Genomic DNA, 19,234 nt, shown 5'->3' on the forward strand with positions numbered 1-19,234 from the left:
TTCTGGTTCATGTGGGACGACCTGGTCCGCGGCGCCATCGGCGCGATCGTGCTGGTCGACACCCGCCGCCTCGCCGACTGCTTCCCCGCCGTCGACTACTTCGAGAACTCGGGCCTGCCCTTCGTCATCGCCCTCAACGGCTTCGACGGCAACCAGCCGTACAACCCCGACGAGGTCCGCGAGGCCCTGCAGATCGGGCCCGACACCCCGATCATCACCACCGACGCCCGCCACCGCGCGGACGCCAAGAGCGCGCTGATCACCCTGGTCGAGCACGCGCTGATGGCCCGGCTTCGCTAGGGCCGGCCGTACGGACGCCGAAGGGGCCCCTCCTCGGAGGGGCCCCTTCCTTCTGCGCAACGCCCTCGGCGCCCTCCGTCTTCGAGACCCCACCCTTGCACCCCGTGCCTTCACCCCTCCGTCTGCCCTCTCAGCACACCAAGAAGGGCCCCTCCGCGGCGGAGGGGCCCTTCAAGGAGCGACTGAGCGGCGCGGCCTAGCCGTGCCAGCTGTGCGGAGCCCGGAAGCCGGGCTCGCGCTCGAGGCGGCGCCAGCCGGCCTTGGCCCGGCCTCGGCGGGCCGAGGCCGTGGCAGGGGACTGGGCCGCGGCGCGGGCCAGCAGGATGGCCGTGATGGCGGCCACTTCCTCGGGCTCGGCGTGGCCCTTCTCGACGCGGATGTCAGAGCTGTTCATGGGTGTCAGTCTCCGTGAGAGAGTGGTCCGCGGGGTTGCCGCGGTGGGTCCGCCCGGTTACTGCGGCGGGTTGCCGTGCTTGCGGGAGGGCAGGTCCGCGTGCTTGGACTGCAGCATGGCGAGTGACTTGATCAGGACCTCGCGCGTCTGGGCAGGGTCGATGACGTCGTCCACCAGGCCTCGCTCCGCCGCGTAGTACGGGTGCATCAGCTCGGACTTGTACTCCTTGACCATCCGCGCCCGCATGACCTCCGGGTCCTCAGCCCCCGCGATCTGGCGGCGGAAGATGACGTTGGCCGCACCCTCCGCACCCATCACGGCGATCTCGTTGGTCGGCCAGGCATACGTGAGGTCCGCTCCGATGGACTGGCTGTCCATCACGATGTAGGCGCCTCCGTACGCCTTGCGCAGGATGAGCGAGATCCGCGGCACGGTCGCATTGCAGTAGGCGTACAGCAGCTTCGCGCCGTGACGGATGATCCCGCCGTGCTCCTGGTCGACTCCGGGGAGGAACCCCGGGACGTCCAGGAACGTCATCAACGGGATATTGAAAGCGTCACACATCTGGACAAAGCGCGCAGCTTTTTCCGAGGCCTCGATGTCCAGGACCCCGGCGAGCGTCTGCGGCTGGTTGGCGATGATGCCCACCACCTGGCCGTCCAGACGGGCCAGCGCGCAGATGATGTTGCGCGCCCAGCGCTCGTGGACCTCGAGGTACTCGCCGTCGTCGACGATCTCCTCGATGACCTTGGCCATGTCATACGGGCGGTTGCCGTCCGCCGGGACCAGGTCCAGCAGGACGTCGCTGCGCCGGTCCACCGCGTCCGTGCACTCGACCCGCGGCGGGTTCTCCCGGTTGTTCTGCGGGAGGAGCGAGAGGAGGTAGCGCACCTCGGCGATGCAGGTCTCCTCGTCGTCGTACGCGAAGTGGCACACGCCGGAGGTCTCGGCGTGCACATCGGCGCCACCCAGTCCGTTCTGGGTGATCTCCTCGCCGGTCACGGCCTTGACCACGTCGGGGCCGGTGATGAACATCTGCGAGGTCTCGCGGACCATGAAGACGAAGTCCGTCAGCGCGGGGCTGTAGGCCGCGCCGCCCGCGCAGGGGCCGAGCATCACGCTGATCTGCGGGATGACGCCGGACGCCTTGGTGTTGCGCTGGAAGATGCCGCCGTAGCCCGCGAGCGCGCTGACGCCCTCCTGGATCCGGGCGCCCGCGCCGTCGTTCAGGGAGACCAGCGGCGCACCGGCCGCGATGGCCATGTCCATGATCTTGTGAATCTTCGTCGCGTGGGCCTCGCCCAGCGCGCCGCCGAAGATGCGGAAGTCATGGGCGTAGACGAAGACCGTACGGCCCTCCACCGTGCCCCAGCCGGTGATCACACCGTCCGTGTACGGCTTCTTGGCCTCCAGACCGAACCCGGTCGCCCGGTGTCGGCGCAGTTGCTCGACCTCCTGGAACGAACCCGGGTCCAGGAGCAGCTCGATGCGCTCCCGGGCGGTCAGCTTGCCCTTGGCGTGCTGCGCCTCGGTCGCCTTCTCGCTGGGGCCCGCCAGGGCCTGCGCACGGATCTCGTGCAGCTCGGCGACCCGCCCGCGCGCGTCCTTGGGCTCGCTCCCGGAATCCACAGCCTCGTCCAAAACGGTCATGTAGTGACCTTACGAAGTCCACCGAGGAAAGCGGGCCGTCGACTCCGTACAGTCTCCAGCCCGTTTTACTGGTGCCCCTGAACAGAATCCCACCCGGTTGCAGCCGATGTGACTGTCCACAAGGCCCTGGCGTTGTGGAGGTCTCACAAAGTGTTCGGCCGAGAAGCACCCCACATTGAGGGGCCGCACATGCCATCCCTGGAGTGACACGGGGCCGCGAGCGGCAGCCCGGAGCGACCAACCTCCTATTGTTGAAACTTGAATGGAATAGGTCTACCGTCGCCCTTGTTCTCGTTGAACGTTAAACAGCTTGAGCGTCGTGGCCTCCGCCGGAGACCGCGAACCGTCCCCAAAGGAGCACATCATGGGTATCTTCGGCCGCAAGAACACCACCACCGCCCCCGCCGCCGCGGTGAACCCCGACCTCGCCGCACTCACCGGCCACTACACGGTGGACCCGGCGCACAGCACCTTCGGCTTCATTGCGCGCCACGCCATGGTCACGAACGTCAAGGGCAGCTTCCAGGACTTCGAGGGCGCGCTGCGCCTCGACGGCTCGGACCCGTCGAAGTCCACGGCGTCGATCGACGTCAAGATGGACAGCATCGACACGGGTTCGGCCGACCGCGACAACCACCTGCGCAGCTCCGACTTCTTCAAGACCGACGAGCACCCGGCGATGACCTTCCGCTCCACCGAGGCGCAGGCGCTGGGCGGCGACGACTACCGGATCACGGGCGACCTCACGATCCTCGGCACCACCCGTCCGATCACCATCGACCTGGAGTTCAATGGCGCGGCCACGGACCCGTTCGGAAACGAGCGCGTCGGCTTCGAGGGGAAGGCGGAGCTCCTGCGCTCGGAGTGGGGCCTGACCTGGAACGCGGCGCTGGAGACGGGCGGTGTGCTGGTCTCGGACAAGATCAAGCTGGTCTTCGACATCTCGGCGATCAAGCAGGCCTGACCCGCACCCCTGAGCGCGCCCACCCTCCTGTCCCCGTATCGGAGGGCGGGCGCTCACGCCGTATAGGAGGGCGGGCGCTCATGTGCGACACGCGGCCGGTCCGCGCGCGGGCTTCGGCCGAGCGAGAGGTCAGAACCCTCCGCCGAAGTCGCCGCCGCCGCCGAAGTCGCCGCCGCCGCCGAAGTCCCCTCCCCCGCCGAAGTCTCCGCCGTCGCCGAAGCCGCCGCCGAAGTCGCCCGGGTCGAAGTCGGCGCCGGACTGGTCTCCCCCGTCGAAACCGCCGAAGTCGCCGTAGCCGGCGCCGTAGTCGGCCGCGTACGAGGGGGTGGCCATCATGCTGCCGAGCAAGGTGCCGACCAGCAGGCCGGGCAGGATTCCGCCGCCGAAGTAGCCGCCGGCCCAGGGGCCGTAGGCCGGACCCGCGTCCCAGTACGGGCGGCGGCCGTACTCCGTGTCCACCTCGCGGACCATGGGGTCGCGGCCGTCGGCCAGCCGGGCCTGGTCCGCGGCGCATACCGGGACCTCGCGCGCGGTGCCTCCCACCGGCGTCCATGCGGCGTCGGCGACGGACGGGCCGTGGCGCGGATCGAAGAAGCACGGCGCCCGGCGCTCGGGCAGCGGGCGGCCCTCCCGGCGGGCGGCGAGCCGCGCCAGCGAGAAGCGGCCGTCCTCCAGGGCCTGGGTCACGGCCTTCACGTCCTCGGGGCGCTGTGCCGCCGCCATGAAGGACTTCGCCTGCTCGTACGCGTCCAGCCCCCGCTCGTAGTCGGCGCGCATCGCGTCGTCCGCGGCCGGTTCCGAGGGGCTGAAGTCGAGGCGGTCCAGCTCCTCGCCGAAGGCGGTGATGTCCTCGTCGACCACGACCCGCAGCTTCTCCAGTGCGGCCCGCTGCTCCTCCTGGTGGCGCCGCCTGCTGCGTCGTACGAGCGTGTAGGCTCCCGCGCCGCCCAGCACGAGCATCACGCCGGCCGTGATCAGCGCGGTGGACGAGACCCCGCCGGCGCCGCCGGAGCCGCTCCAGCTCGACGGGGCATGACCACGGACGCTGACGAGGGCACGGTCGGTGAAGTCGTTCAACTGGGCCTTGGCGCTCTCGCCCTGGACGCTGCTGACCAGGTTCCGGACGGCGGTGCGGGGCAGGACCGAGGAGTCGGCCCGGGCGTCGAAGCGGTCGCCGAGGCGGATCGCGTACAGGCCCGTGATGCCGGTCGCCGTGCGCAGGTCGGAGAAGATGTTCCGGGTGGGGTAGCCGGCCGGCAGGACCGCGATGAAGACCGGCTTGCCCGCGTCCTCGATCTTCTTCGCGAGGGCGTCGGCGTCCCGGCCCGACAGTTGCCCGGAAGCCGCCGGATCGACGTACACCGGGCCCTTGCGCAGCGCCTCGGCGATGGCCGAGACATTTGTCGCCGCCTGCGCGCGGGGCGCACCGGCGGACAGGACCGTCAGCGCCGCCATGAGCAGGGCGACCAGCGGTACGGCGAGTCCTCGGACCAGTACTGACTTCATACTCCGAAGCTACCCGAACCGGCCTCGGGCACGTCGTCGGGCCTGTTGGTGCAGACCGCGCCGACCGGCTCCGGGACATGCATGACCGGCGGGCGGTACGCGCCGCGTGCCGCACCGCCCGCCGGGGCTTCGCCCGAGGAGCACCGGGCCGTCAGGCCGCCCGGTACGCCTCGCTCAGCTTCGCCACCGCTGCCGCGTACTTCCCGGTCAGCAGCAGATGGTCCGCGTCCGCGAACGGTCCCGCGACCGCCGAGGTGATCCTGGATCCCACCTTCCTCTGGACGAGCAGCCGCGCCGTGGTGACGATCTCGCGCCCCGCCCGCGTGGAGCCCGTCCTCTCGGCCGCCGAAGCCGCGAGGCCGAGCGCCTTCAAGGCCGCCGCTCCCCCCTCCGGCACCGTGGTGAGCGTGGTCAGCCCCCAGCCGTACGGGAACTGCGGATCGTACGACGCGTCACCGACGTTGATCGGCAGCTGGGCCTCCGACTTCGGCCAGGTCACGGGGAGTTGGCCGGTGAAGGGCCGCTTGCCGTAGAGGACGTCGGCCACCCCGTCGCCCTCCGTGCCCGGCAGCCAGGAGGCCACGAGCGCGTCGATGGCGCCGAGCCGGTCGCCGACGAGCTGCGGGCGCCCGGAGACGATCAGCACCGCGCACTTCATGGCGCCGCACACCTTGTCCACGGCGGCCCTGTCGGCGGCGGACAGCTGAAGGTCGTGGCCGTTGCCCACGTCCCCGACGCCCTCGGCGTACGGGGTCTCGCCGACGACGACCACGCCGACGTCATGGCCGGTGGTGGGCGCCGAGGCGTCCTTGGAATAGGTGATGGTCGCGCCCGGGGCCGCGTTGCGCATCCCCTGAAGGATGGTCGTGCCCCGGGTGTGGCTGCCGGACGCGCCCTGCCAGGTGACGGTCCAGCCGCCGGTCTGGTTGCCGAGGTCGTCGGCGTTGGATCCGGCGACGTACACCTTCTGGTTCCGCTTCAGTGGCAGCACGCCGCCGTCGTTCTTGAGCAGCACCTGGGACTCGGCGGCCGCCTGGCGGGCCACGGCCCGGTGTGCGGCGGAGCCGATCCGCGCGGCCCCGCTCGTGTCGGCGTAGGGGTGCTCGAAGAGACCGAGCCTGAACTTCTGCGTGAGGATGCGCGAGACCGCGTCGTCCACGCGCGCCTCGCTGATGCGGCCCGGCTTCACCTCGGCGATGAGCGTCGAGGTGAAGTCCTGATACGCGTAGGGGACCATGATCATGTCGAGGCCGGCGTTGACCGACGTACGGACCTGGGACGGGCGGTCGCCGGGGAGCTGGTCGATGGCCGACCAGTCGCTGATGACGAAGCCGTCGAAGCCCATGCGGTCCTTGAGCACTCCGTTGATCATGTCGCCGCGGGCGTGCATCTTCACCGGCCCGCGGCCGTCGCCGACGATGTCGAGCGACGAGTAAGACGGCATGACCGAGCCGATGCCGCGGTCGACCGCGGTGCGGTACGGGGCCAGGTGGACGGCCTCCAGCTGCCGCCGCGTGACCTTGGTGACGCCCTGGTCGATGGTGTACGAACCGGTGGTGGACGAGCCGTACGCGGTGCCGCCGTCGCCGACGAAGTGCTTGGCGGTGGCGAGGACCTTGTCGTTCCGGCCCAGGTCCCGGCCGTCCGCGCGTCCCTGCAGCCCCTGGATGATCGTCTCCATGGACTGGACGAGGGCCGGGTCCTCGCCGAACGACTCGTAACTGCGGCCCCAGCGCTCGTCGCGAGAGACGCACAGACAGGGCGCGAAGTCCCAGGGGACACCGGTGGCGCGCACCTCGCTGGCCGTCACCGCACCCGTTCTCCCGGCGAGTTGAGGGTCGCGCGTCGCGCCGATGCCGATGTTGTGCGGCATGATCGTGGCGCCCACGAGGTTGTTGTGGCCGTGCACCGCGTCCACACCGTAGATCAGCGGGATCTGGTACCGGGTCGCCCGCGTCCGGAGCTGGAAGGAGTCGACCATCCTCGCCCAGTCTTCAGGGGTGTTGGGCGTCGGGGTCGAGCCGCCGCCGGACAGGAGCGAGCCCAGGCCATAGGTGGCGATGTCGCCCGGTGAGGTGAGGGCGGCGCGCTCGGCCTGGGTCATCTGGCCGGCCTTCTCCTCCAGGGACATACGGGAGAGGAGATCGGCGACGCGCTTGCGCACGGGCAGCCTGCCGTCGAGGTACGGCAGGCCGTGGGCGTCGATGACGATCTGCGGAGTCTCGGCAGGGGCCTTGGCTCCGGTGACCGCCATCTTCAGCGGGATGGTCCCGGCGGGCTCGGCGGCCTTGTCCCTGAGGGTGGGGACCCGGATGGTCCGCGTACTGCCGGAGGCCGTCCCCGCCGGGAAGGTGAGGGTGCCGGTGACCGGGGCGTAGTCCTTGCCGGCCTCGGCGGTGCCGCCGGCCGTCCCGTATGTGACGCTGACGGGTTCGTCGAGGGGCGCGGAGTCTGTGGTGGCCACGGAGACCTTCACCTGGCCCGTGCCGCCCGCCTTGACCGGGTAGACGGCGGAGTCCGTGGTGACAAGGGCCCGCAGGGACTGGTCGGCCTTGCCGTACAACTCGACGTCGTCCAGGGCGAAGTCCCCCCTGAGACCTGGGGGGAGCGTGACGGCGTACCCCCACATCCGCGTGAGGCCGAGGAAGTGGTCGATGCCGCCGACCGGCTGGTAGTCCGTGCGATAGGTGAAGTCGGTGAACGGGATCTCGATCCGTTTCCAGCCGGTGAAGTCGTCGGTGAAGGACGTCGTCCACAGCTCCGAGGCCTCGCCGTTCGCGCCACCGTCCTTGATCTCGAAGGCGATCTTCCTGCCATTGTTCCGGCCGTCCCACCAGAAGCGGATCCCCTTGTGGGCGGACCAGTCGTGGGCGGGCCGGTCGGCGGCGAAGTCATGGGTGAAGCCGCCGTAGCCGCTGATGTCGTAGGTCCCGGTGAGGACCTTGGCGCCCTCGGGGGCGTCCGCGCGGTCGGCGAACTGCAACGCGGGCTGGTCGTGCGTGGAACTGCCCCAGGCGAAGATGCCGTCGGCGGGCTGGTGCGCGAAGGGCACCTCGCCCTCGAAGCGGTCGACCGGGACGGGGGCCGGGTCGTCGGCCCCCGAGGCGGAGGCGGCGGTGGTGAGCGGAAGCAGGGCGGTGAGCAGGGCGGCGGAGGCGAGCAGGGCGGTTCTTCGCATGGACCTTCCCCTTGGCTCTCGTGGTCCACGTGTGTGGGCTCACGGCATGTGCTGTCTCACGACTTAGATCACGGCGTGAGTTAACTGGAGCCCCGCGATGCCGTCAAGACTTCACGTCAGAACGGATACAGACTCAATTCCCGGCGGAATCAATGCCGTTGTTCTTTCGGAAACTGAACGCACACCCCCTTGACGCCGCCGCGCCGCGGTCATTTACTCACGCCTCGCACGCCACCCAATCCCCCACTCCGAAAGGGCGGCGCACCATGAGAAGATCCTTGCGCGCGGTGCGCGTACTCCTCGCCGGACTGCTGACCACCGCCGGACTGACCGCGGCGGACGCCGTGCCCGCGCATGCCGCCGGTGAGCAGATCACGACCTGGCTGACCACGACCGACGACGCGGGCGGACGCCATGTCGTTCGCGGGCTCCAGGCGCAGACGCCGTTCGCCTTCCAGCCGGGGACCGGAGGCGACGGCGAGAACATCACGGTCGACGAGAACACGCGGTACCAGACCTTCACCGGCGGCGGGGCGTCCTTCACGGACACCGCGGCCTGGCTGATCAACGGCAGCGGGGCGCTCTCGCCGGCGACACGGGACGCCACGATGCGGAAGCTGTTCTCGCCGACGGACGGGATCGGGCTGTCGTTCCTGCGCAATCCGATGGGCGCCTCGGACCTGGCGCGCTACGGGTACACGTACGACGACGTTCCGGCAGGCCAGACGGATCCCGGTCTGTCGCGCTTCTCGATCGCGCACGACCTGGCGGACGTGGTGCCGCTGACGCGGCAGGCGCTCCGGCTCAACCCGTCGCTGACGGTGATGGCCACGCCCTGGACGGCACCGGCCTGGATGAAGGACAGCGGGCAGCTCAACGGGGGCTGGCTGAAGGCGGAGGACTACGGGGCGTACGCGTCGTACTTCGTGAAGTACCTGGGGGCCTACCGGGACCAGGGCATCCCCGTCTCGTACGTCACCGCACAGAACGAGCCGACGTGCTGCTCGGGCTATCCGTCGATGAGCTGGAACGCCTCCGGGCTCGCGTACTTCACGAAGAACGAGCTGCTGCCGAAGCTCCAGGCGGCGGGGCTGACGACGAAGGTGCTGGCGCACGACTGGAACTGGGACACGTTCGACTCCTACGCGGCGCAGACGGTGGACGACGCGGCGATCCGCTCGCACCCGAACTTCGGGGGCATCGCCTGGCACGGGTACGGCGGTGACGTGACCGAGCAGACGACCGTCCACGACCGGTATCCGCAACTGGACGCGTTCGGCACGGAGCACTCCGGGGGGACCTGGATCGCGAACCAGCAGCGCGAGGACATGCTCAACATCGTCGACTACACGCGGAACTGGGCCAGGTCGCTGACGAAGTGGTCGCTGGCGGTGGACCAGAACATGGGGCCGCACAACGGCGGTTGCGGCACCTGTACGGGACTGGTCACCGTTCACAACGGGGACGGGGCGAGCGGGACGGTCGACTACACGGTCGAGTACTACACGATGGGCCATCTGACGAAGTTCGTACGGCCGGGTGCGCAGCGCATCGCCTCCACGTCGAGTACGGCGGTACCGAATGTGGCGTGGCGGAATCCGGACGGTTCCAAGGCGCTGATCGCCTACAACGACTCGGCCGCCGCGACGACCGTGACCGTCAACTGGGGCTCGCAGCACGCGACCTACTCGTTGCCGGGCAGGACCTCGGCGACGTTCACCTGGTCGGGGACGCAGTCGGGCGGCGGCAGCCGGTCGGGGTCCTTCGTGGGCCTGGCGGGCAAGTGCCTCGATGTGGCGGGTGGTTCGGACGCCGACGGCACCGCGGTGCAGCTCTACGACTGCAACGGCACGGCGGCCCAGAGGTGGACGGTGCAGGCGGACGGTTCGATCCAGGCGCTGGGCAAGTGCCTGGATGTGACGTCGGCTTCGACGGCGGACGGAGCCAAGGTGCAGCTGTACGGCTGCAACGGGACCGGGGCGCAGCAGTGGTCGTACAACACTTCGACAGGTGATGTGGTCAACCTCGCGGCGGCCAAGTGTCTGGACGTGACGGACAACTCGCCGGCGAACGGGGCGCGGGCGCAGATCTGGTCGTGCACGGGTGCGACGAACCAGAAGTGGCGGTTGCAGTAGCCCAGCGTGGCTGAAGGGTGCCGCCTGCACCCTTCAGCCCAAGCGTGGCTTCTACTGCGCCGGTTCCACGCCCGCGCGCAGCAGCCCGTACGCGTATGCGTCCTCCAGAGCCTGCCAGGACGCCGCGATCACGTTCTCCGCCACGCCGACCGTGGACCACTCGCCCTTGCCGTCCGACGTGGAGATCAGTACGCGCGTCGTGGACTGGGTGCCGTGCTTGCCCTCCAGGATGCGGACCTTGTAGTCGACCAGCTCGAGGGCGGCGAGCTGCGGGTAGATCTTCTCCAGGGCGACACGCAGGGCGCGGTCCAGGGCGTTCACCGGGCCGTTGCCCTCCGCCGTCGCGACGATGCGCTCGCTCTTGGCCCAGAGCTTGACGGTCGCCTCGTTGGCGTGGGTGCCGTCGGGGCGGTCTTCGACGATCGCCCGCCAGGACTCCGTGCGGAAGTAGTCCAGGGGACGGCCCGCCACCTCCTCGCGCAGCAGGAGTTCGAAGCTCGCGTCCGCCGCCTCGTATGTGTAGCCCTTGAGCTCGCGCTCCTTCACCCGCTCCACGACCCGGCCGATCAGCTCCCGGTCGCCGCCCAGGTCGACGCCGAGTTCCTTGCCCTTGAGCTCCACCGACGCGCGGCCCGCCATGTCGGAGACCAGCATCCGCATGGTGTTGCCGACCAGCTCGGGGTCGATGTGCTGGTACAGGTCCGGGTCGACCTTGATGGCCGAGGCGTGCAGGCCCGCCTTGTGGGCGAAGGCCGAGACGCCCACATACGGCTGATGCGTGGAGGGGGTGAGGTTCACCACCTCGGCGATCGCGTGCGAGATGCGCGTCATCTCGCGGAGTCCGCCCTCGGGCAGCACCTTCTTGCCGTACTTCAGCTCCAGGGCCGCCACCACGGGGAACAGGTTCGCGTTGCCGACCCGCTCGCCATAGCCGTTCGCCGTGCACTGCACATGCGTGGCGCCGGCGTCCACCGCCGCCAGTGTGTTGGCGACCGCGCAGCCCGTGTCGTCCTGAGCGTGGATGCCCAGGCGGGCACCTGTGTCGGCCAGGACCGTCGACACCACCGCGTGCACCTGCGCCGGCAGCATGCCGCCGTTCGTGTCGCAGAGGATGACCACGTCCGCGCCCGCCTCCGCGGCCGTACGGACCACCGACTTCGCGTATTCCGCGTTCGCCCGGTAGCCGTCGAAGAAGTGCTCGCAGTCGAGGAAGACCCGGCGGCCCTGGGACCGCAGGTACGCCACCGTGTCGCGGATCATCTCCAGGTTCTCGTCCAGCGTTGTGCGCAGCGCCAGCTCGACATGGCGGTCATGGGACTTGGCGACGAGGGTGATCACCGGCGCTCCGGACTCGAGGAGCGCCCTGACCTGTGGGTCCTCCGCCGCGTTGCCGCCGGCCCGGCGGGTCGCGCCGAAGGCGACGAGCTGGGCGTTTCGGAAGTCGATCTCCTTCTGGGCGCGGACGAAGAACTCGGTGTCCCGCGGGTTCGCGCCGGGCCAGCCGCCCTCGATGAAGCCCACGCCGAAGTCGTCCAGGTGCCGTGCGATGGCCAGCTTGTCCGCGACGGTGAGGTTGATGCCCTCGCGCTGCGCGCCGTCGCGCAGCGTCGTGTCGAAGACGTGGAACGAATCGTCGAGCTCGCTGGTTTCCGTCATGGTGTCAAGGCTCCTGTTTGGATCTCGGTCTACCGGAATGACCGGTTCCACCGTCCCCCCATGGTCCCTCGCGCTCCCCTCCTGGCTGAAGGTGGGCCAGGAAAACGAAAAACCTCTCGCGGGTGCGAGAGGTCTGCGCGCGGGTCGAGGACAACGATGGCCGCCCGTACCTGGTCGTACGTGGCGGTCACTGCGGACCGGCGCGCCTGCTGCCAATAATCATGGCGAACGAGAGCACGGGGGCAGTCTGGCACAATCCGCCCCCGTGCTCACCGGCGTCTCAGGATGCGGTCGTCAGGGTGGACGACTCGGCGCCCTTCATCCGTGTCAGGTCAAGGTCCCGGGTCTCCCTCATGGACAGGTACACCAAGAGGGACACCGCCGCACAGCCCGCCACGTACCAGAAGAACCCGGACTCGGCGCCCGCCTCCTTGAACCACAGCGCGACGTACTCCGCCGTGCCGCCGAAGAGCGCGTTGGCGATGGCGTACGGCAGGGCGACCCCCAGGGCGCGGACCCCCGTCGGGAACAGCTCCGCCTTCACACAGGCGTTGATCGACGTGTAGCCGGTGACCACGACCAGGGCCAGCAGGGACAGGCCCAGCGCCGGCCAGAAGCCTCCCGTGTGCTTCAGCATCGTCATGATCGGCACCGTAAGGAACGTGGAGCCGACCGCGAAGGTGATCAGCAGCGGGCGGCGGCCGATCCGGTCGGAGAGCCGGCCGGCCGGCGGCTGGAGACAGGCGAAGACGATCAGCGCGGTGAAGGAGACGAGGGTCGCGGTCTGCTTGGACAGACCCGCCGAGTTCGACAGGTACTTGGTGAGGTAGGTGGTGTACGTGTAGTAGGCGACCGTACCGCCCATGGTCAGGGCGATCACCAGGAACGCCTCGCGCCTGTGCCGCCACAGCGCGCGCAGCGTGCCGCGCTCCTCGCCGCCCGTCTCGTCGGCCTCGTACACCTCCGTCTCCAGCATGCTCCGGCGCAGATAGAAGATCACCGCCGCTCCGAGCGCGCCCAGGACGAACGGGATGCGCCACCCGTAGCTGTGCAACGCGTCGTCGGACATCGTGCGCTGGAGGACGATCTGGAGGCCGAGGCCGACGATCTGTCCCGCGGTCATCGAGACGTACTGGAAGCTGGAGGCGAAACCGCGCCGCTTCGGATCGGACGCCTCGGTGAGGTAGGTCGCACTGGCGGCGTACTCGCCGCCCACCGACAGACCCTGCAGCAGGCGGGCGACGAGCAGCACGAGTGCGCCACCGTATCCCGCGACCGCGTACGTCGGAGCGATCGCGATGAGGATCGCCGAGGCGGACATCAGCGTGACCGTGAGAGTCAGCGCCGCCTTGCGGCCCTTGCGGTCACCGACCCGGCCGAGCAGCCAGCCGCCGACCGGGCGCATGAAGAAGCCGACCGCGAAGATGCCAGCGGTGTTCATGAGCTGGGCCGTGGGGTTCCCGTCGGGGAAGAAGGCCCCGGCGAAGTAGGTGGCGAAGCTCGCGTAGACGAACCAGTCGTACCACTCCACCATGTTCCCGGCCGAGCCGACCCAGATCCTCTGCCAATGCTGTCGTTCCATGGGCGGTAACGTGCCGGGCGCTCGCGGGTGCGACAAGAGTGCCGCGGGTTGTGGTCATTGCGTTCACGGCGGGCGGGTCACCTCGGCCGCGGTGTGGCGGCCCCCGGCCGGCTCAGCGACTCGTCCAGGAACTCCCTGACGTGGCCGATGATCTGCTGCCGGTCCGTGCCACGCAGGCCGATCGCCACATGGATGGAGAAGCCGTCGAGGAGGGCGCGCAGCCGTGCGGCGAAGCGGTCCGGGTCGACCTCCCGGAACTCCCCCCGGGACACGCCCTCGGCGAGCAGCGCCACGAGGTCGCGGTGCCAGGCGCCCTCGATGGCCGCCTGGCGGTCGCGAGCGTCGTCATCGGCGTTCTGCGAGCGGTTCCAGACCTCCAGCCAGAGTGTCCAGTGCGGGTCGCGGTGGCCGTCGGGGACGTAGAGGTCCACATACGCGTCAAGCCGTTCCCGAGCCGGGGCGGAACGGCTGAGCAGGCGACCGCGTTCGGCGCCCAGTCTGCCCTCGCTCCACTCCAGGGTCCGCAGGAGCAGTTCGTCCTTGGAGCGGAAGTAGTAGAGCAGATGGCCGCTGCTCATCGAGACCTCACGGCCGAGCGCCGCCATGGTGAGCTTCTCCAGGCCGCGTTCGGCGATCATGTTCATGGCCGCGGCGAGGACGTCCTCGCGGGGCGGCGCGGCGGTGCGCCTGCGGGTCACTCGCCGGCCTCCGCGGCCCCTGTGGCCTCCGCGGCCGTCACGCGCAGGGCGTCCGGGGCCGGGCGGGCCTCGTAGGCGCCGCAGCAGACGCGTGCCGGGCCGTGCCGCCGTCCGCCGGGGCCGGGCAGCCCGTCCTGGCCGGGGTACTCGGGCATCTCGTCGAAGCGCCCCACCGGTTCGGTCGGTCGACGGCCGCACGCGGCGCAGAGCAGTACATCCACGCGTACGTTCTACCTGACCGCCGCCGTCACCGGAGCCTCGGCTGCTGCTGGGTGATGCAGTGGATGCCTCCCCCGCCGGCGAAGATCGTCCGTGCGTCGACGAGCGTGACCGTACGGGTCGGGAACAGCCGGCGGAAGATCCCGGCGGCCGTCTCGTCCCGGGGGTCGTCGAAGCCGCAGAGCACGACGCCGCCGTTGCAGAGGTAGTGGTTGATGTACGAGTAGTCGGCCCAGCGGCCGTCCGCCTCCAGGGTCGTCGGTGCGGGAACCTCGACGACCTCCAGGGGGCGGCCGCGCGCGTCGGTCTGAGACCTCAGGATGCCGATGACTTCCCGGGTCACCTCGTGGTCGGGATGCGCCGGGTCCGGCTGGTAGTGCGCCACCACCACACCCGGGCGGGCGAACGCGGCGACGATGTCAACATGGCCGAGGGTGCCGAAGCCGTGCGGGGGGTAGTCGCCGGTCAGACCGCGCGGCAGCCATATCGCCTTGCGGGTGCCGAGGTGGGCGTGGATCTCCGCCTCCACCTGCTCCCTCGTCCAGTGCGGGTTGCGCTCGGGACCGAGCTGGACGGTCTCGGTCAGCAGCACCGTGCCCTCTCCGTCGACATGGATCGCCCCGCCCTCGTTGACGAGTTTCGAGACGTACGTCCGCGCGCCCGCAAGGTCCGAGACATACCCGGCGATCTTCGCGTCGTGCTCCCAGCGGGCCCAGCCCTGGGCGCCCCACCCGTTGAACGTCCAGTCCACGGCGGCGAGTTCACGTCCGTCGGTGAGGAAGGTGGGCCCTGTGTCGCGCATCCAGGCGTCGTCGAGGTCGCGTTCGACGGTCTCGATGCCGTCGCCCAGCAGGGTCCGCGCCTCGGCCGCCCGGCCGGGGCCGCAGACCACGGTGACCGGTTCGAAGCGACGGACCGCGCGGGCGACCGATGCCCAGGCAGCACGGGCTGCGGCGAGGTCGTCCGGGTCCTCGAAGGTCGGGTTGGAGCCCGGCCACGCCATCCAGGTGCGCTCGTGCGGGGCCCACTCGGCGGGCATGCGGAAGCCGTCGGCGGCGGGGGTGTTCATAGGGGTCCTCAGAGGAAGTACAGGCGGTTGAGGGACACCGAGTCGGCGGGCTCGGAGCGAACCGGGTCGCCGTCGAGAGTGACCAGGCCGGTGCGCTGGTCGACATCGACCGCTCCCGTACGGGAGTTGAGACGCAGGTCGGCGGGGCCGATGCCCCGGGTGCCGCGCACGGCGACCCTTCTGCGCCGGGTCGGCATACGGTCGCCGCCCTGCTCGGCGGCGGCCCGCGCGACGAAGGCGACGGACAGGTCGGCCGGGGTCGCGCCGTGCGCGCCGAACTGCGGTCCCAGTACGAGGGGTTCGCAGGTGTCGGTCGCGGCGTTGGGGTCACCGACCACGCCGTACGCCGGGAAGCCGGCCTTGAGCACGAGCTGCGGCTTGGCGCCGAAGTACTCCGGCCGCCACAGCACGATGTCGGCGAGCTTGCCGGCCTCGAGGGAGCCGACCTCGTGCGCGAGGCCGTGCGCGATGGCCGGGTTGATGGTCAGCTTGGCCATGTACCGCAGGACGCGCGCGTTGTCGTCGTGCGGGCCGTCGCCCTCCAGAGGCCCCAGTTCGGCCTTCATCTTCCCGGCCATCGCGAAGGTGCGGCGCACGGTCTCGCCCGCACGGCCCATGCCCTGCGCGTCGGACGAGGTGATGCCGATCGCGCCCAGGTCGTGCAGCACGTCTTCGGCGCCCATGGTCCCGGCGCGGATACGGTCGCGTGCCATGGCGGCGTCGCCGGGCAGATCGGTCTTCAGGCCGTGGACGGAGACGATCATGCCGTAGTGCTCGGCGACGGCGTCCCGGCCGAAGGGCAGGGTCGGGTTGGTGGAGGAGCCGATGACGTTCGTCACGCCCGCCATCTTCAGGACGTTCGGCACATGACCGCCGCCGCAGCCCTCGATGTGGAAGGCGTGGATGGTCCGCCCGTCGAGAACCCGGAGCGTGTCCTCCACGGAGAGGCATTCGTTCAGACCGTCGCTGTGCAGGGCGACCTGGACGTCGTGCTCCTCGGCCACGCGCAGGGCGGTGTCCAGGGCCCGGGTGTGGGCGCCCATGTCCTCGTGCACCTTGAAGCCCGAGGCGCCGCCCTCGGCCAGCGCTTCCACCAGGGGCGCGGGGTCGGACGACGAACCCCGGCCCAGAAAGCCGATGTTGACCGGCCAGGCGTCGAAGGAGTTGAACGCGTGCCGCAGCGCCCAGGGCGAGTTGACGCCGACGCCCCACACCGGGCCGAACTCCTGGCCGATGACCGTGGTCACCCCGGAGGCGAGCGAGGCCTCCATGATGCGCGGCGACAGCAGATGGACATGGGTGTCGACGGCGCCGGCGGTGGCGATCAGCCCCTCTCCGGACACGATCGACGTGCCCGTGCCGACCACGACGTCGACCCCGTCGAGGGTGTCGGGGTTCCCGGCCCGTCCGATCGCGTGGATGCGGCCTTCCCGGATCCCGATGGAGACCTTCCGTATGCCCTGCGCCGCGTCGATCACCACCACGTTGCTGACGACGACGTCACAGGTCTCGCGTACGGCGGCGGCCCGCAGGTGCAGCCCGTCGCGGGCGGTCTTGCCGAAGCCGGCGAGGAACTCCTCGCCGTACTTCTGCGCGTCCGACTCGATCCGCACGACCAGCCCGGAGTCGCCGAGCCGGATCCGGTCACCGGCACGGGGGCCGTGGGTGGCCGCGTACTCGTACGGATTCATCGTCCGGCTCCCAGGTAGCCGCAGGCGGCGGCCCGGCGCAGAGCCTCTTCCCTGGCCCCCGGCGCGTCCAGCGGCCCGTCGACGAGCCCGGCGAAGCCGATGGCCACGCGTCCGCCGCCGATCGGCACGAGCCCGACCTCGATGCTCTCCCCCGGCCCGAAGCGGACGGAGGATCCCGCGGGCACGGCGAGCCGCATCCCGTACGCCGCTGCCCGGTCGAAGTCGAGCCGCGGATTGACCTCGAAGAAGTGGAAGTGGGAGGTGACGGAGACGGGCACGGTCGCGGTGTTGGTGACCGTCACCCGGGCCACCGCAGCGGGCTCGGTGTGCTCCGGTCCCGGCAGCAGCCCGCCCGGGGCCTGCTCCCCCGGTCCGCCCCCGATGGGGTCGCCGACGACAGCGAGGCGCGAGCCGTCGTCGAAGACGGCCTCGACATGCACCTCCGTGACGATGTCCGCGACCCCCGGCAGGACGTCGACCGGGCCGAGGACCGCGCGGGCGCGCTCGATCGCCTCGACGAGACGGGCGCCGTCGCGGGCCGCCTCGCAGACCGTGTCGGCGATAAGGGCGGTCGCCTCCGGCACGTTGAGCCTGAGGCCGCGGGCCTTGCGGGCCCGCGCGAGTTCGGCGGCCGAGAACAGCAGCAGCCGGTCCCGCTCCGTGGGAGTCAGTCTCACGCCGTCTCCTTGACCTTCCGAGATTTAGAGCGTCACTCTAAACGCAGAGTCCTTTAATGGGAAGCATCAGTGGCGTAAGAGATCTCTCTCCATCGACCAGCGCTCTAATTCATGGGCAGGCAAAAGGGCCGTCCCGGACGCGAAGTCCGGGACGGCCCCGAAGGCGGGCGGCGTCTAGCCGAGCCTGTGCATCCAGCCGTGGGTGTCCTCGCGGGTGCCGCGCTGAAGGTCCAGGAGGGCCTCGCGGAGCCTGAGGGTGACCTCACCCGGCTCGCCGCCCGACTGCGTCCACTCGGCGCCTGTGCGCTGGACCGTGCCGACCGGGGTGATGACCGCCGCGGTACCGCAGGCGAAGACCTCGGTGAGGGTGCCGTTCTCGGAGTCGGCCTGCCACTGGTCGATGGAGACGCGGCCCTCCTCGGCCTCGTAGCCGAGGTCGCGGGCGACGGTCAGCAGGGAGTCACGCGTGACGCCCTCCAGGATGGAGCCGGTCAGACTCGGAGTGACGATCTTGTTCCCGTACACGAAGTAGAGGTTCATGCCGCCGAGTTCCTCGACCCACTTGTGCTCCACGGCGTCGAGGTAGCAGACCTGGTCGCAGCCCTTGGCCGCGGCCTCGGCCTGGGCGAGCAGGGAGGCCGCGTAGTTGCCGCCGGTCTTGGCGTCGCCCATGCCGCCGGGGACGGCGCGGACCCGGTCCTCGGACACCCAGATGGAGACCGGCCGCACACCGCCCGCGAAGTAGGCGCCCGCCGGGGAGGCGATGACCAGGAAGAGGTACTCGTTGGCCGGCTTCACCCCGAGGCCGACCTCGGTGGCGATCATGAACGGGCGCAGATAGAGCGACTCCTCGCCGCCGTGGGCGGGCACCCACGCCAGGTCCTGCTGGACGAGGACGTCGCACGCCTCGATGAACGTCTCGACCGGCAGCTCGGGCATGCCCAGGCGGTGGGCGGAACGCTGGAAGCGCCGGGCGTTCATCTCCGGGCGGAAGATGGCGACCGAGCCGTCGGGCTGGCGGTACGCCTTGAGGCCCTCGAAGATCTCCTGCGCGTAGTGCAGCACATTGGTGGCCGGGTCGAGGGAGATCGGCGCGTACGGGACGAGCTGACCGTCGTGCCACCCCCGTCCCTCGGTCCACTTGATAGTCACCATGTGGTCGGTGAAGTGGCGGCCGAACCCGGGGTTGGCCAGGATCGCCGTCCGCTCGGCGTCGGAGAGCGGGGTCGCGGAGGGCTTCAGCTCGATCGTGGGCGTCGTCATGTGTGGTTGTCCTTCACCGGTTGTGTTGACGGGCCGCGCTCACGTCCGTACTGGCAGTGGCCAGTGCTAGGACGTCCGAGCATTCCCTCATTCCGCGGCTCCTCGTTCGATTATCGCAAGCGGGCAGCCGTGGAAGAAACGGTCTGAATGCGGCCCTCGGGTGTGCCCAGGGGTGGGTCGATGGTGACACCCGGCGAGGGCATGGAAAAGCCGCCGGGCGCGATGGCGACCCGGCGGCCTTGTCAGGGAGTG

Annotated in this window: 15 protein-coding genes; 3 read left to right on the plus strand and 12 right to left on the minus strand. The window is 70.2% G+C overall.

Features of this window, described 5'->3' with window-relative positions; translation table 11 throughout:
* Positions 1-300, plus strand: a 300-nt coding sequence (locus AAW14_RS20095) for a GTP-binding protein (RefSeq protein ID WP_265565277.1), incomplete at its 5' end; no start/stop codon positions are given.
* Between the two features lie 196 nt (positions 301-496).
* Here AAW14_RS20095 and AAW14_RS20100 read toward each other — a convergent pair.
* Both AAW14_RS20100 and AAW14_RS20105 read right to left on the minus strand, forming a co-directional pair.
* Entirely contained in the window at positions 497-694 is a 198-nt protein-coding gene (locus AAW14_RS20100; RefSeq protein ID WP_265565278.1) for an acyl-CoA carboxylase subunit epsilon, read from the minus strand.
* A 57-nt stretch (positions 695-751) separates the two neighbouring features.
* On the minus strand, positions 752-2,344 hold the full coding sequence (locus tag AAW14_RS20105) for an acyl-CoA carboxylase subunit beta (RefSeq protein ID WP_265565279.1): 1,593 nt from the start codon (positions 2,342-2,344) through the stop codon (positions 752-754).
* A gap of 364 nt (positions 2,345-2,708) precedes the next feature.
* Here AAW14_RS20105 and AAW14_RS20110 point away from each other — a divergent pair, with 364 nt between their 5' ends.
* A complete protein-coding gene (locus AAW14_RS20110; RefSeq protein ID WP_265565280.1) occupies positions 2,709-3,308 on the plus strand; it encodes a YceI family protein in 600 nt (199 codons plus the stop codon).
* A 129-nt stretch (positions 3,309-3,437) separates the two neighbouring features.
* On the opposite strand, the gene AAW14_RS20115 is transcribed toward AAW14_RS20110, so the two are convergent.
* Both AAW14_RS20115 and AAW14_RS20120 read right to left on the minus strand, forming a co-directional pair.
* On the minus strand, positions 3,438-4,814 hold the full coding sequence (locus tag AAW14_RS20115; RefSeq protein WP_265565281.1) for a hypothetical protein: 1,377 nt from the start codon (positions 4,812-4,814) through the stop codon (positions 3,438-3,440).
* Positions 4,815-4,965: 151 nt separating this feature from the next.
* The gene (locus AAW14_RS20120) at positions 4,966-7,992 is read right to left on the minus strand and encodes a glycoside hydrolase family 3 protein (protein WP_265565282.1); all 3,027 of its coding nucleotides are present in this window, start codon (positions 7,990-7,992) and stop codon (positions 4,966-4,968) included.
* Between the two features lie 266 nt (positions 7,993-8,258).
* Here AAW14_RS20120 and AAW14_RS20125 point away from each other — a divergent pair, with 266 nt between their 5' ends.
* The gene (locus AAW14_RS20125; RefSeq protein ID WP_265565283.1) at positions 8,259-10,127 is read left to right on the plus strand and encodes a ricin-type beta-trefoil lectin domain protein; all 1,869 of its coding nucleotides are present in this window, start codon (positions 8,259-8,261) and stop codon (positions 10,125-10,127) included.
* A gap of 51 nt (positions 10,128-10,178) precedes the next feature.
* Here the strand turns inward: AAW14_RS20125 and cimA are convergent, their stop codons facing one another.
* The 8 genes from cimA to AAW14_RS20165 form a co-directional block, all read right to left on the minus strand.
* Complete coding sequence (cimA, locus tag AAW14_RS20130) at positions 10,179-11,783, minus strand: citramalate synthase (protein ID WP_265565284.1); 1,605 nt, start codon at positions 11,781-11,783, stop codon at positions 10,179-10,181.
* Between the two features lie 280 nt (positions 11,784-12,063).
* A complete protein-coding gene (locus AAW14_RS20135) occupies positions 12,064-13,365 on the minus strand; it encodes an MFS transporter (RefSeq protein ID WP_265565285.1) in 1,302 nt (433 codons plus the stop codon).
* Between the two features lie 77 nt (positions 13,366-13,442).
* Complete coding sequence (locus AAW14_RS20140) at positions 13,443-14,009, minus strand: TetR/AcrR family transcriptional regulator (RefSeq protein WP_265565385.1); 567 nt, start codon at positions 14,007-14,009, stop codon at positions 13,443-13,445.
* Positions 14,010-14,059: 50 nt separating this feature from the next.
* A complete protein-coding gene (locus AAW14_RS20145) occupies positions 14,060-14,284 on the minus strand; it encodes a hypothetical protein (protein ID WP_265565286.1) in 225 nt (74 codons plus the stop codon).
* Between the two features lie 26 nt (positions 14,285-14,310).
* Positions 14,311-15,351, minus strand: coding sequence for an agmatine deiminase family protein (locus tag AAW14_RS20150; RefSeq protein ID WP_265565287.1), 1,041 nt, complete (start codon positions 15,349-15,351; stop codon positions 14,311-14,313).
* 8 nt (positions 15,352-15,359) lie between these two features.
* Positions 15,360-17,042 (minus strand): urease subunit alpha, encoded by a 1,683-nt coding sequence (locus AAW14_RS20155; protein WP_265565288.1) that lies wholly within the window; start codon positions 17,040-17,042, stop codon positions 15,360-15,362.
* The gene (ureA, locus tag AAW14_RS20160; RefSeq protein ID WP_265565289.1) at positions 17,039-17,719 is read right to left on the minus strand and encodes an urease subunit gamma; all 681 of its coding nucleotides are present in this window, start codon (positions 17,717-17,719) and stop codon (positions 17,039-17,041) included. The genes AAW14_RS20155 and ureA overlap by 4 nt, the downstream gene beginning before the upstream one ends.
* Before the next feature lie 174 nt (positions 17,720-17,893).
* Complete coding sequence (locus tag AAW14_RS20165; protein ID WP_265565290.1) at positions 17,894-18,982, minus strand: branched-chain amino acid aminotransferase; 1,089 nt, start codon at positions 18,980-18,982, stop codon at positions 17,894-17,896.
* Positions 18,983-19,234: the final 252 nt, after the last annotated feature.

This window comes from Streptomyces hygroscopicus, assembly GCF_026168105.1.
Taxonomy (GTDB): Bacteria; Actinomycetota; Actinomycetes; order Streptomycetales; family Streptomycetaceae; genus Streptomyces; species Streptomyces hygroscopicus_D.